Here is a 13,740-nt window from a genome sequence, read left to right on the forward strand (position 1 = left end):
CGTCAGCTTGCGGACGACGGCCGGTTCGCGCCCCACAGGATGGCCACGCCGATCAGCGAGGACACGATGGAGCCGATGAAGACCGCGACCTTGGCCGCGGCGAAGTCGGTGTCCACCGGGAAGGCCTGCCCGGAAATGAACAGGGACATGGTGAAGCCTATGCCGGCCAGCGCGCCGGCGCCCACCAACTGACGCCACGAGTAATCGGCGGGCTTGCGCGCGATGCCCAGCCGGACGGCGATGACCGAGGCCAGCACGAGCCCCAGCGGCTTGCCGACGACCAGCCCGGCGATGATGGCCAGCGACAACTGGCCGTGGCTGGACAGCACGTCGGGCGCCAGCGCCACGCCGGCATTGGCCAGCGCGAACAGCGGCAGCACGACATAGCTGGATCGCGCGCCCGTGGTGCGCAGCAGCCGGTCGGCGGGCGACTCCAGCCGGTCGTGGATGGCGTCGAACGCCGCCAGCGCGGGCAGCGACGGCCCTTGACGCAGGACTTCGCCGCTGCGGCGCGCCTCGGCCGTCAGAATGGCGTCGGCCTGTGCCACCAGGGTGGGCAGGTTGGGCGGCGGCCGCGTCGGGATGAACATCGCCAGCAGTACGCCGGCCATGGTCGCGTGCAGCCCGCTCGCGTGGACGCAGGCCCACAGCAGGATGCCAGTCAGCGCATAGGGAGCGACGCGATAGATGTGGGCCTTGTTGAGCAGCGCCAGCACGCCCACCAGCGCCGCCGCGGCAGCCAGATAGCCCAGGTTCAGCGCGCCGGAATAGAACAGCGCCACCACCACGATGGAACCGATGTCGTCGACGATGGCCGCGGCGGTCAGGAACACGCGCAGCGCGGTGGGGACGCGGCTGCCCATCATCGCGATCAGCGCGATGGCGAAGGCGGTGTCGGTGGCCATGGGCACGCCCCAGCCGTGCGACCACGGGCCGGCGGGAACGACCAGGCTGTAGACCAGCGCGGGCACGAGCATGCCACCCAGGGCCGCCGCGACCGGCAGCGCGGCCGACCGCAGGTTGGCCAGGTGGCCCACGGTGAACTCGCGCTTGATCTCCAACCCCACGACCAGGAAGAAGATCGTCAGCAGGCCGTCGTTGATCCAGTGCAGCAGCGACATGCCGAAGCCGGCCTGCCCGAACGAGATCGCCAGCGGGGTCTCCCACAGCGCGGCGAAGGCTTCGCCCAGCCCGGAGTTCGTCAGCAGGACGGCCAGGGCGGCCGCCAGCAGGAGCAGCACGCCCGCCGAGGGCGCCCAGCCGGCGAAGTCCTGCGCCACGCTGCGCAGGCGATGGCCCGGCGTGCGCAGCATGGCGTCGGTGAACGAGCTCTCGTCCCAGGGGCCGTCGTAGCGGCGGCCGTTGATGAAGAAGGTGGGCGTGACCATGACCCGGCTGGCGCGCGCTCCGGCGACGTCGGCATCGACCCGGGCCCGGGCCTGTTCGTCGTCGGCCGCCTGCTGCGCGCCGGCGGGCGGGACGCCGAGTTCGCTCGCCACCAGGGACAGGTCTTCCTCGGACAGCGCGCGCGAATGCGTCATCAGCGTAACGTGGGCGTCCCAGAACTGATGGGAATCGCGCGCGTGTTCGGCCAGTTCCGCCGCGCGGCGCGCGATGTCGCTGCCCGGCAGCGGATAGTGGCGGAACACATAGCGCAGCCGGTCGCCCAGCTGGTGCCGGATCTCGGCGATGCGTTCGTTGGCGGCCCGGCAATAGGGGCAGGCATAGCTGCCGTATTCGACCAGGGTGATGGCGGCGTCGGCGGGACCGAGGATGTGATCCCGCGCGTCATCCACCGGTTGCTCCAGTCTGGCGGTCAAGCTTTCTTGCGACACGTGTATCCCTTGTGTGGTGTGGGCGCCGGGCCGGTTCAGTGCGCCAGCGGCGGCGCGGGCTGCCGGGCGCGTCGCTGCCTGAGCAGCCGCGTCTCCCACAGGCCCACGGCGCTCAGGACCGCGGTGGTCAGCCAGCCCATGATGAGCAGCGTGGCGGCGTAGCCCACGGGCACCAGCACGAGCAGGGCCGCCGCACCGGCCAGGTGCGAACCGGGGATCGAACCGTAGACGACCTTCTTGTAGATGGCGCTGCCCAGCAGGTAGATGGCCGGGCCGGCCACCAGCACGATGACCTGCGCCGTGCCGAGCGCCTCGTGCGGATGGGCCATGACGAGATCGTTGCCGACGGCGGTGACGATGATGCCGGCCACCAGGATGGCGTGGATGTAGTGGAAGTAGGCGCCGATGCGTCCGGGGTCGGCCGAGCGCGTGATGGCCTCGGTGGCGTCCTTGCTGGAGGTGCCGAAATACAGCCACCACATCGCCAGGGTGCCGAGGAAGGTGGCCAGTACGCCGGAGACGATGGCGGCGGTCCAGGCCGGGGTGTCGGCCAGCATGACGCCGGTGGCGAGCAGCGTTTCGCCCAGCGCCACGATCACGAACAACTGGCAGCGTTCGGCCAGGTGGCCGCCTTCGATGGTCCAGTCGCGGGTATGGGAGCGGCCCATGCCCGGCAGGGCGAAGCCGAACATGGGCGAACCGTATTCGCACAGCACCGCGGCCAGCCACAGCAGCGCGCGCAGCGCATGCCCTTCGGCCAGCGCCCCGGCTATCCAGAAGACCGCCGCGATGAGCAGCCACCCAAGCATGCGGCGGTAGTTGGCGGCCAGCGGATGGCCGGCCGGCAACAGGCAGACGATGTAGGCGGTACGGCCCACCTGCATCGCGGCATAGGCCCCGGCGAAAAGCAGCGCCCGGTCGCCGAAGGCTTCGGGCAGGCTGGCCGCCATGCACAGCGCGAGCAGCATGGTGGCGAAAAGCAGGCCCCGGATGCGCGGGGTTTCCGGGTCGAACCAGTTCGTCACCCAGCAGGTGTATTGCCAGCCCAGCCACACGGCAAGCCAGAGGATCAGCGATTCGATCACGCCGGCGAGCGTCAGGTGGTGCAGGAGCTGGTGGCTGATTTGCGTGACGGCGAAGACGTAGATTAGGTCGAAGAACAGTTCTTCGAAGGTGACGCGGGCGTGATGCCCGTCGCGGTGGCGTAGCGGGGGATGGCGGTGGATGTCGGATGGCATGGTGGGGTGGCGGCCCGGCCGGGGTATCGAACACGCGGTTTAAGATAGCCGGAAACGCCCGCGCCGCCTACTTTTCTTGTCGGAATCGCGGGGTGGATCCCGGTGGCGTATGCTGGCGGGCACATCCCAAGGGTATCCGCGCACCCGCGCCAGGAGATGACCATGCCCGATACGTCCAGCCTGCTTGCCTTCGGCCTGGTGGCCCTGGGAATGGCGCTCACGCCAGGCCCCAACATGATCTATCTCATATCGCGCTCGATCTCGCAGGGGCCGCGCGCCGGGCTCGTCTCGCTGGGCGGCGTGGCGCTGGGTTTCGTGTTTTACATGCTGTGCGCGGCGCTGGGCATCACCGCGCTGGTCATGGCGGTGCCCTATGCCTATGACGCGTTGCGGGCGGGCGGCGCGATCTATCTGCTGTATCTGGCGTGGCAGGCGGTCAAGCCGGGCGGACGCTCGCCGTTCCAGGTGCGCGAACTGCCGCGCGACGGCCCGGGCAAGCTGTTCGCGATGGGCTTCCTGACCAATCTGCTGAATCCCAAGATCGCGGTGATGTATCTGTCGCTGCTGCCGCAGTTCATCCGGCCCGAGCAGGGCAGCGTGTTGATGCAGTCGTTCATGCTGGGCACGACGCAGATCGCGATCAGCATGAGCATCAACGCGACGGTGGCCATCATGGCCGGTTCGATCGCGGCCTTCCTGGCGCGCCGCCCGCTGTGGCTGGTCGCGCAGCGCTGGCTGATGGGCACGGTGCTGGCGGGCCTGGCCGTGCGCATGGCCACCGAGGCGCGCCGCTAGCGGGGCAACCCCCGCCGGCGGCTACCTGCCGGGCGGCGTCGGCGCGTCGGCGGGGTTCTCCATCAACGCATCCGGTTCGGCCAGCCACTCTTCGTCGTCGGCGCGGCGCAGCGCGTTGCCGTCCAGCAACAGGCCTTTGGTCAGTTCCAGGGCCTGCTTCTCGAACAGCCGGCGGTAAACGCCGTCCTTGATGCGGATCAACGCCTCGTGCGTGCCTTCCTCGATGACCCGGCCCTTGTCCATCACCAGCAGCCGGTCCAGCGCGCGCACGGTGGACAGCCGGTGCGCGACCACCAGTGTGGTGCGGCCTTCCATCAGGCGCTCCATGGCCTGCTGGATCAGCACCTCGCTTTCGCTGTCCAGGCTGGAGGTGGCCTCGTCCAGGATCAGGATGGGCGCATCGGCCAGGAATGCGCGAGCCAGCGCCACGCGCTGGCGTTCGCCGCCGGACAGCTTGACGCCGCGCTCGCCCACCACGGTCTCGTAGCCGTGGGGCAGGGCCATGATGAAGTCGTGCGCGCTGGCCAGGCGCGCGGCGCGCTCGACCTGCGCCCGCGTGGCGTCCGGCCGGGCGTAGGCGATGTTCTCGGCCAGAGAGCGGTGGAACAGGATGGGTTCCTGCTGCACGATGGCGATCTGCTGGCGCAGCGAGGCCTGGCGGACCTGGGAGATGTCCTGCCCGTCGATGGTGATGCGGCCGCCAGTGACGTCGTACAGACGCTGGATCAGCTTGATGAACGTGGTTTTGCCGGAGCCGGAGTGGCCGACCAGCCCGACGCGCTCGCCCGGCGCGATGCGTATCGAAAAATCGCGGTAGAGCGGGGTGTCGTGGGTGCCGTAGCGGAAGTCCACGTGCTCGAAGCGGATCTCGCCGGGGCCGATGGCGATGGCCGGCGCGCCCGGGCGGTCTTCGATGCCCAGCGGCTGGCGTTCCAGCGCGACCAGTTCCTCCATGTCGTTGATGGAGCGTTGCAGGTTGCGGATGTCCATGCCCACGTCGCGCAGGTAGCCCTGAAGCATGAAGAAAGTCGTCAGCGCGAAGGTGATGTCGCCCACGCTGGCCTGCCCGCGCGACCACAGCAGCAGCGCGGTGCCCAGGATGGCGGCCTGCATCAGCACCAGCATGGCGCCCTGGACGCCGCCGTTGATCGTGCCGCGCACCCAGGTACGGCGGGTGCGCAGGCGCCACTTGCCGATCACGCGCGCCAGGCGGGTTTCCTCGCGCTCCTCGGCGCCGAAGGCCTTGACCACCGCGTTACAGGTGACGGCGTCGGCCAGCGCGCCGCCCATGCGCGTGTCCCAGGCATTGGCCAGGCGCGCGGCGGGCGCGACGAAACCCAGCGACAGCATCACCGTCAGCGCCACGTACAGCAGCGATCCGACGCCGATGACGGCGCCCATCAGCGGCCAGGTGGCCCCCAGCAGGATGGTCGCGCCGGCCAGCATGACCAGCGACGGCAGCAGGGCGACCAGCAGCGTGTCGTTCAGCAGGTCGAGCGCCCACATGCCCCGCGTGACCTTGCGCACGGTGGAGCCGGCGAAGCTGTTGGCGTGCCAGTCGGTCGAGAAGCGCTGCACGCGATGGAAGGCGTTGGCGGCGATCTTGCTCATCATCTTGAGCGTCAGGAAGGTCAGGCTCAGGAACACCACCTGGCGCAGCGCCGTGGCGCCCACGCCCAGCGCGGCCAGTATCCAGAAGGCGGCGATGGCGGCGTGCCAGGCGCCCGGGTCGCTGGCCGCGCCCGACGCCACGGCGTCGACCAGACGACCCGCGTAAAGCGGGGTCACCACGCTGGCCAGCGTCGAGAGCAGTACCGCGACGATGATGGTCAGGATGCGCCAGGGCTGTTCGGCCCAGTGGCGGAAAGTAAAGCCGAGTACGTCCTTGTAGGACTGTCCACGGAAGTCGAGTTTCTTCGATGCCATTTGCGACAGCCCCGGCTCGCGGTGGAGCGGGGTCTCCAAAGTCGGAACAGAGAACAGACGGGCCATCGCGCGCTTGTGGCGTGCGTGGGGCAAAAACCGTCCGGGAGTGTGTGCGGGCAGGAAAACCGCCCGCGGGGGGGCAACCTAGAGGTGCCGGGGAGCCGGTCCGGAGACGACGATGCGCGTGTTGATCATTTTGCGTCTCCTTGGATGGGGTGATGGATGTGAAGGCAGAAAGCCGAATGTAAAGTCTATCAGTCCATGCCGGGCGAGGCAACGGCGGCAACGGAAGGGTGTGGCCGTCGGCATACACTTGCCGCTGCGGGCACGGCCTGCCGGAATGAAGGATTCCAGTTTCGGGGACGAACATGAAGATTGCAGTGATGGGAGCCGGCGCGGTCGGCAGCTACTACGGCGCGATACTGGCCCGCGCCGGCCACGACGTGGCGCTGGTGGGGCGCCCCGCGCATGTCGAGGCGGTCCGGCGGCAGGGGCTGCTGCTGGAGACGCAGTCTTTCCACGGCCACGTGCCGGCGCGGGCCGGCGAGCATCCCCGGGAGGTGGCGGGCGCCAAGCTCGTGTTGTTCTGCGTGAAATCCACCGACACCGAGGATGCCGGCAGGCAGATCGCGCCGTACCTGGATGCCGACGCCGTCGTGCTCAGCTTGCAGAACGGGGTCGACAATGCCGAGCGCCTGCAGGCCCTGCTGCCGCAACTGGTGGTGCCGGCGGTGGTCTACGTGGCGGTGGAGATGGCGGGCGCGGGCCACGTGCGCCACCATGGGCGCGGCGAACTCGTGCTGGGGCCGTCGCCCCGCAGCGAGGAAGCGGCCGGCGTGCTGAGCGCGGCCGGCATTCCGGCCACGGTGTCCGGCAACGCGGTGGGCGAACTCTGGGCCAAGCTCATCCTGAACTGCGCCTACAACGCGCTGTCGGCCGCAACCCAGCTGCCCTATGGCCGGCTGGTCGAGGGCGAGGGCGTGCTGGACGTCATGCGCGACGTGGTGGACGAGTGCCTGGCGGTGGCGGCGGCCTCGGGCGTGACGGTGCCCGGCGACACCTGGGAGGCAGTGATGCGCATCAGCCGCAGCATGCCGACCCAGTTGTCGTCGACGGCGCAGGACCTGGCGCGCGGCAAGCCCAGCGAGATCGATCATTTGAACGGCTACATCGTTCGCCGGGGCGGCGAACTGGGCGTGCCGACGCCGGCCAACCGCGTACTGCACAGCCTGGTCAAACTGCTGGAGTCGCGCAAGGGCTGAGGCTTGGGGATCCGGGAACGGAACGTGCTGCCTGGCGGGGTATCCGTTCGACGTTGCCCGGAGGTGAATGATGAATGCCGTGCCCAAGGAAATGCAGCTGTGCGTGGACGCCTGCCTGCGTTGCTACCAGTCCTGCCTGGGATCCGCCATGAACCACTGCCTGGAGCGGGGCGGCGCGCATGTCGCACCGCCCCATTTCCGCCTGATGATGGCCTGCGCCGAGATGTGCCGCACTGCGGCCCATTTCATGTTGACCGGCGTTCCGCAGCACCGCCACGTGTGCGCCGACTGCGCCTCGATCTGTCGTCAATGCGCCGACAGTTGCGACGGCCTGGATGGCATGGACCGGTGTGCCGCCGACTGCCGCAGTTGCGCCGATGCCTGCGAGCGCATGGCCGCCTGAGCCTTTCCGGTCCGACGGGGCGCCTTGGCGGGCGCCCGGCGCTTCCCCTATGATTCCCATGCCAGAGGATGCCGGCCCGCCGGGCCGCGGCTGGCGCGGGAGCGGACGTGGTCCAGGAAACTCCGTCGACGAAGCGCGACCATGACATCGCCGAGGCCTTCGGCAGGCCCGAGGAGGGATGGCGGCGGTCGCTGTACGCGGTGATGTTCGAAACCGGCACGTCCGCCGGCCGGCGATTCGACCAGTTGCTGTTCGTGCTCATCCTGGCCAGCCTGGCGGTGGTGATGGCCGATAGCGTGGCCTTCCTGTCGCAGCGCCTGGGCGGTCTGTTCGGTCCGCTGGAATGGGCCTTCACGGTGCTCTTCACGATCGAATACGTGCTGCGGCTGCTGTGCGTGCGGCGCCCGCTGCGCTATGCCACGAGTTTCTACGGCGTGGTGGACCTGCTGGCGTTCCTGCCCACCTACGCGGCGCTGCTGACGCCCAGCCTGGCCTTCCTGATCGGCATCCGCGTGCTGCGCCTCCTGCGCATCTTCCGCGTGTTCAAGCTGCGCCTGTTCACCGAGGAATACCTGATGATGGCCCGGGCGCTGCGCGCCTCGTCCCGCAAGATCATGGTCTTCCTGTCCGTGGTGCTGCTGATCGTGCTGGTAATGGGCACGATCATGTACGTGGTCGAAGGCCCGCAGTACGGCTTCACCAGCATTCCGGTGGGCGTCTACTGGGCGATCTCGACCATCGCGACGGTGGGCTTCGGCGACATCACGCCGCATACGGCGCTGGGGCGGCTGATCGCCTCGGTCATGATGCTGCTGGGCTGGGGCATCCTGGCTGTGCCGACGGGCATCGTCACCATGGAGATGACGCTGGCCGAGAGCGCGCGGCGCCGGGTCGCGGCGCGTACCTGCCAGGTGTGCCTGACGCCCGGGCAGGACCACGATGCGAACTACTGCAAGCACTGCGGCGCCGAACTGGCGGGGCGGGAACGCAAGGCCTGAACCTCCCGCCGGCCGTCATCTCGCGTCGGGCGCGATACCGTAGTAGCCGTAGGTGTCGGTGTAGCGGTTGCGCTCGCGCCGGTTCAGCCACAGGCGCATCAGCCAGCGCCTGCGCTCGTCCTCGTCCCAGTCCAGGAACTCGGTACGCGAGTGCAGCGTCATGTGATTGTTCAGCCACTGGATATCGCCGGGCAGGAACTCCATGGACAGGCACAGCTCCGGCGATTCGGCGTAGTGGTCGATCAGTTCCAGCAGCTTGCGGTGGCGCCCGGTCAGCGGCGGCGCGCCGTCGTAGCGCTGCGCCGATTCGATGAAATTGCGCAGGTACATCATCGACAGCTTGCCATTCGTCCAGCCGCAGATGGACGTGACCCAATAGGGTTTGCCGGTGACCGCGTTGTGCTCGCCCCGGTGGTCGAACCACAGCGGTTCGTACAGCAGCGGGATCATGTCGGGATGGTCGCGCAGCAGCGCGTTGTAGATGCTGGTGGAACTGACCACCAGGCTGGCGCCGCCGGCCCTGGCGGTGCGCACGCACATCAGGCCGACGATGTCGGCGCCGTCCACGTGGAAGGGCGCCGCGCGGTTGGTGTGGTAGAAGCGCGTGTTGGCATTGGTCTGCGGGTCGGCGCCGGCCGTCGTGTCGCGCACGTGGCCGAACAGTTCGCCGCGCGCGTTCTGCACCACCGCATCGCCCAGGTACTGCCCCAGCCCCCAATAGGCGATGCTGCGTTCTTCCAGGCTCCAATCCTCGACCGGCAGGCCGCGCCACATCTCGAAGCCACGGCCGTTCTCCAGCTCTTCGCCCAGCTCCGCCAGCCGGCCGGCCAGGCTGGCAAGCGGAAAATCGGCGCGCGAGATGGATTCCAACGGCTTGCCCGCGGCCAGGGCGGCGGAGACCGCGGCGCGGATCTCGGCGACCTCGGCCGGCGACAGCGTGTAGATCCAGCTTCTGTCTGCCTCCATCTGGGGGCGGGTCCAGGCGCTGGGGCCGGTATAGGGCTGTTGCAGCATTTCCGTCATGGGTGGGCTCCTGTGTGGGTGGACGGAGGGCTCATCCGGCGATCGAGCCGGCGCGGGCGCGGCCCCGGAGGATGGGCCAGCCTATGGTGGCAAGGACGAACAGGCCGGTGACCAGCTTGAGGTCGGACGGCATCAGGCCAAAGGACAGCACCAGCGAACTGAGCTGGTAGTACAAGAGCGAGCCGACCACCGGCGCGCACAACTGGCGCAGCAGCGTGCGGCGGCCGATGAGGGCCTCGCCGATGATGAGCGCGGCCAGGCCGTTGATCAGCATGCCGAAGCCCATGTTGACGTCGCCGTAGCCCTGGCTCTGGGCCAGGAGCGCCCCGGCGGCCGCGGTGATGGCATTGGCCAGCCCCAGGCCGACCACGATGTAGCGCGTGGAGTTGACCGCGAGCGCGGGCGCGAGCTGGTTGTTGGCGCCGACGCCGCGCAGGGCCAGGCCCACGTCGGTGTGCAGGCCCCACCACAGCAGCAGCACCAGCACTACCAGCGCCGCAAGCAGCAGGACGCCTTGCAGCGCCAGGCTTTGCATGATGGCCGGCGAGATCCAGTCGTACAGGTTGGGCAGTCCGAACAGGGGCGTGTTGGGCTTGCCCATGACACGCAGGTCGACGCTCCACAGCATGGTGATGGTCAGGATGCCGGCCAGCAGCGAATGGACGCGGAACTTCAGGTGGATCAGCGCGGTGACGGCGCCGGCCAGGAAGCCTGCGCCGGCCGCCGCCAGCGTGCCGAGGAAGGGATGCAGCCCGGCGGCGATCAGTGCCGCGACCAGGCAGCCGCCCAGTGGAAAGGCGCCCTCGGCGGTCAGGTCCGGCACGTTCAGCAGCCGGAAGGGAATCATCACGCCCATGGCGACGAAGGCATACAGCAGTCCCTGGACCGCCGTGATGGGGACGAGGTGATAGAAGGTGTTCAGGACTTCCACGTTCAGCTCCGTAGGGCGGCGGGCATGCGCTGGGATGCGTTCATGCGCTGGCCTGCAGCAGGATCTGGTCGTCGGCCTGGCCAAAGCGCTGGACCAGGTCGTTGATTGTCAGGCGCGGCTTTTCGGCGGGACCGATGTCCAGCTTGATGCGCCCGCACTCCATCATCAGCAGGCGGTCGCCGTATTCCAGCGCATGCGCCATGTTGTGCGTGATCATGAGGGTGGTCAGCCGCTGCTCGGCCACGATGCGGCGCGTTGCGTCCATGACGAGCTGCGCCGTGCGCGGGTCCAGCGCGGCGGTATGTTCGTCCAGCAGCAGGATGCGGGGGCGGTTCAGCGCCGCCATCAGCAGCGCGAGCACCTGCCGCTGCCCGCCCGACAGCAGGCCGGCGGCGGCGCCCATGCGGTTCTCCAGCCCCAGGCCGAAGCGCGCCAGTTCATCGCGGAAATGGGCCCGGTTGCGGGGGTTGAGCGCCATGCGCAGTCCGCGCCGGCGGCCGCGCATGGCGGCGAAAGCCAGGTTTTCCTCGATGGATAGCGCGGGCGCCGTGCCGACCATCGGGTCCTGGAACACGCGCGAGACCCATTGCGCGCGCCGGTGCACCGGCCAGGACGAGACGTCGGCGCCGTCGATGACGGTGCGGCCCGTGCGCGGCCGGACGGCGCCGGCCAGCACGTTCAGCAGGGTACTCTTGCCGGCGCCGTTGGTGCCCACGACGACGCAGAAACTGCCGTTCTCCAGGGTCAGGTCCAGTCGGTCGAGCGCGATGCGTTCATCCGGAGTGCCCGGATAGAACACGACGTCGACGGCTGCAAGCTCGATCATGCGGGACTCCGGCGCGTCAGTCGACGACGCAGTTGCAGTTCTTCAGCGATTCCGGCAGCGCGATGCCGAGATCCTTCAGCCGGCGTCCGCTGATCTTGACCGCGTGGTCTTCCGCGGCGGGCACCGACACGGGGATGTCGGCCGGCTTCTTGCCGCGCAGGACATCGGCGGCGATGCGGCCGACGCTGGTGCCCAGGCTGGTGTATTCGACCGTCATCGCGGCCAGGAAGTGGTGCTGGGCCACGTTGTCGACGTTGGGACTGTAGGTGGGCAGCTTGATGCGGTTGGTGACCGAGGCGATGGCCGCGGCGGCGGGAATCAGCATGCTGGAGGCCGGCACCATCAGCGCATCGGCGCGCCCTTGCAACGAGGCGACCCGGGTGGGGATGTCGTTGGCGTTGTCCACGCCTACCTTCACCAGGGTGAGGTCGTACTTGCCGACGACCTTCTCCAGCGCGTTCAGGTAGCCCAGGTCGGCATCGTCGCCGGGGTTGTAGATGATGCCCAGCCGCTTGACGCCGGGCGTGAGCTGCTTGATGAATCCGACCGACGCGTCCATATTGGGCAGGTTGGAGCCACCGGTCATCAGCGTGTCGCCGCGGTCCCAGGACGGTACCAGCTTGGCGGCGACGGGGTTGGCGACGGCGCCGAACACGATAGGGAAGCTGCGGTTGGCCAGCACCTGCTTGGCGGTCTGCGTGAGCGGCGTGGTGATGGTGAGCATGAGGTCGGGCTTGCCCGCGGCCTCGCGGTTCAGCAACTGCGGCGCGAGCGAGCGGTCGAAGTTCACGTGGCCTTCGTCGTAGCTCACCTTCAGCCCCTGCCTGGCCAATTCCTTCTTGAAGCTCGACACCAGTGTGTCTAGCGTATGGTCGGGACCGAACTGCGCGATCGCGACCTTGTAGGTCTGCTGGGCGTGGACGAGCGAGGCGGCACAGGCCAGCGGCACGCAGGCGGCGAGTCGCGCGGCTTGGAGGATCAGGGCAGGCTTCATGGCAGCTCCGGGGCAGGACGGGTGGAGGAGGGGATCAGGACAGGCCGAAGACGCGATCTCGGCCGAGCAGGGCGCCGGGGTCGAAGGCAAGCTTGATGCGGCGCATGGCGTCGAGTTCCGCGGCCGGATAGAGCCGCTGGAAGACCTGGTTCTTTTCGAGTCCGATGCCGTGTTCGGCCGAGATCGAGCCGCCGCAGCGCATCACTTCGTGGTAGACCAGATGCTCGACATGTTCGGCGGCGGGCCCTGCGCAGCCGACCAGCAGATGCACGTTGCCGTCGCCCAGGTGGCCGTAGGTCAGGCGCCGCAGCGCGGGGTCGATGGCATCCAGGCCGGCGTAGATGCGCGGCAGGCAGGATTGGAGCTCGCCGGTCGGAATGCTGACGTCGAACGACAGGTAGGCACCCAGGTGGCGCGCCGCCTCGCCGGAGGCGTCGCGCATGCGCCAGAGCCCGGCCGCCTCGGACAGGGACTTGGCGACTACGACATGGGGCGTGCCCAGGTTCTCGGACAAGGCTTCCAGCGCATCCATGATCCGTGCCTCGTCGCGCTCGGGATGGCGGTCGTAGCAGGAGAGCTCGATCAGCACGACGTAGCCGCAGGCGCCGGCGAAGGGGTCGCGGCCTATGCCCAGGCCGCGCGCGACGAAATCCACGAAGTCGCGCCACATGACCTCGAACGAGGTCAGCATGGGACCGAAGTCCGCGCGACAGGCGGCCAGCGCGCGCAGCACCTGGTCCAGGTCCTGGAGGCCGAGCGCCACGGTGTAGCGCTGGCGCGGCAGCGGATGCAGCCGCAGGACCGCGCGCGCCACGATGCCCAGCGTGCCTTCGGACCCGATGAACAACTGCTTGAGGTCGTAGCCGGCGTTGTCCTTGGCCACCCGGCCCATGCGGGAGACCAGGGTGCCGTCGGGCAGCACCACTTCCAGGCCCAGTACCGAGGCGCGCGTCATGCCGTATTGCAGGACGCGGTTGCCGCCGGCGTTGGTGGCGATGTTGCCGCCTACCGTGCAACTGCCCCGGCTGCCCAGGTCCACGGGGTAGAACAGGCCCTGGCGCTCGGCTTCTTCCTGCACCGCCTGCAGCGTGGCGCCCGCCTGTACCGTCATGGTCGCGCCGTACAGGTCGCAGGATTCGATGCGGTTGAGTCGTTCCAGCGACACGACCACTTCGCCGCGCATCGGCGCGCCGCCGCCGACCAGGCCGCTCATGCCGCCCTGGGCGACGATGCGCAGCCCCGCGCCGTGCAGGCGGCGTACCGTTTCGGCCAGGGCCGCGACGGTGCGAGGGCGCAGTACCGGCGCCGAAGCGCCGAAGGCGCCCGTCCAATCTTCCTGGTAGCGAGGGCCGGCATTGCCGGAGGAAAGGAAACCGGCGCTGTCCGACAGGTCGGCGACCAGCGCGGACACTTGCCGATCCAGTTCGGTGCCGGAGTGGGGCGTTTCCGAGGCGGATGGGCCGGTTGTATTGTCGGACAACATTTTCGGTTTATTTCCTGTAATCCAGG

The 13,740-nt window shown here is 68.9% G+C and carries 12 protein-coding genes; 4 read left to right on the top strand and 8 right to left on the bottom strand.

Translation table 11 applies throughout. From position 1 onward, the window contains the following. Nucleotides 1-2 precede the first annotated feature (2 nt). Nucleotides 3-1,820, bottom strand: a complete 1,818-nt coding sequence (nhaA, locus tag EV675_RS17295) for a Na+/H+ antiporter NhaA (protein ID WP_242621475.1) — start codon at nt 1,818-1,820, stop codon at nt 3-5. A gap of 50 nt (nt 1,821-1,870) precedes the next feature. Then, a complete protein-coding gene (locus EV675_RS17300) occupies nt 1,871-3,073 on the bottom strand; it encodes a low temperature requirement protein A (protein ID WP_130358465.1) in 1,203 nt (400 codons plus the stop codon). Between the two features lie 162 nt (nt 3,074-3,235). On the opposite strand from EV675_RS17300, the gene EV675_RS17305 reads away from it, so the two are divergent. Beyond that, nucleotides 3,236-3,868: a LysE family translocator gene (locus EV675_RS17305; protein WP_130358466.1), complete on the top strand. Its 633-nt coding sequence runs from the start codon at nt 3,236-3,238 to the stop codon at nt 3,866-3,868. Between the two features lie 21 nt (nt 3,869-3,889). Here EV675_RS17305 and EV675_RS17310 read toward each other — a convergent pair whose 3' ends face one another. Continuing rightward, nucleotides 3,890-5,794, bottom strand: a complete 1,905-nt coding sequence (locus EV675_RS17310; protein WP_130358467.1) for an ABC transporter ATP-binding protein — start codon at nt 5,792-5,794, stop codon at nt 3,890-3,892. 368 nt (nt 5,795-6,162) lie between these two features. Between EV675_RS17310 and EV675_RS17315 the strand changes: the two genes are divergently transcribed. From EV675_RS17315 to EV675_RS17325, 3 genes are all read left to right on the top strand, one after another. Next, the gene (locus tag EV675_RS17315; RefSeq protein ID WP_130358468.1) at nt 6,163-7,056 is read left to right on the top strand and encodes a ketopantoate reductase family protein; all 894 of its coding nucleotides are present in this window, start codon (nt 6,163-6,165) and stop codon (nt 7,054-7,056) included. Nucleotides 7,057-7,123: 67 nt separating this feature from the next. Further along, the gene (locus EV675_RS17320) at nt 7,124-7,459 is read left to right on the top strand and encodes a four-helix bundle copper-binding protein (RefSeq protein WP_242621476.1); all 336 of its coding nucleotides are present in this window, start codon (nt 7,124-7,126) and stop codon (nt 7,457-7,459) included. 107 nt (nt 7,460-7,566) lie between these two features. After that, the gene (locus EV675_RS17325; protein WP_242621477.1) at nt 7,567-8,457 is read left to right on the top strand and encodes an ion transporter; all 891 of its coding nucleotides are present in this window, start codon (nt 7,567-7,569) and stop codon (nt 8,455-8,457) included. 15 nt (nt 8,458-8,472) lie between these two features. On the opposite strand, the gene EV675_RS17330 is transcribed toward EV675_RS17325, so the two are convergent. From EV675_RS17330 to EV675_RS17350, 5 genes are read right to left on the bottom strand one after another with little or no spacing between them, the layout of a single operon-like run. Further along, nucleotides 8,473-9,480 carry a TauD/TfdA family dioxygenase gene (locus EV675_RS17330; protein ID WP_130358470.1) on the bottom strand — a complete coding sequence of 336 codons (1,008 nt, stop codon included), beginning with the start codon at nt 9,478-9,480 and terminating at the stop codon, nt 8,473-8,475. Nucleotides 9,481-9,511: 31 nt separating this feature from the next. Further along, nucleotides 9,512-10,411 (bottom strand): ABC transporter permease, encoded by a 900-nt coding sequence (locus tag EV675_RS17335; protein ID WP_130358471.1) that lies wholly within the window; start codon nt 10,409-10,411, stop codon nt 9,512-9,514. Between the two features lie 40 nt (nt 10,412-10,451). After that, the gene (locus tag EV675_RS17340) at nt 10,452-11,237 is read right to left on the bottom strand and encodes an ABC transporter ATP-binding protein (protein ID WP_130358472.1); all 786 of its coding nucleotides are present in this window, start codon (nt 11,235-11,237) and stop codon (nt 10,452-10,454) included. Nucleotides 11,238-11,253: 16 nt separating this feature from the next. Next, on the bottom strand, nt 11,254-12,231 hold the full coding sequence (locus EV675_RS17345) for an ABC transporter substrate-binding protein (RefSeq protein ID WP_130358473.1): 978 nt from the start codon (nt 12,229-12,231) through the stop codon (nt 11,254-11,256). Nucleotides 12,232-12,265: 34 nt separating this feature from the next. Continuing rightward, nucleotides 12,266-13,714, bottom strand: a complete 1,449-nt coding sequence (locus EV675_RS17350) for an FAD-binding oxidoreductase (protein ID WP_130358474.1) — start codon at nt 13,712-13,714, stop codon at nt 12,266-12,268. Between the last annotated feature and the right edge of the window lie 26 nt (nt 13,715-13,740).

The organism is Pigmentiphaga kullae, assembly GCF_004216695.1.
Lineage (GTDB): Bacteria > Pseudomonadota > Gammaproteobacteria > Burkholderiales > Burkholderiaceae_B > Pigmentiphaga > Pigmentiphaga kullae.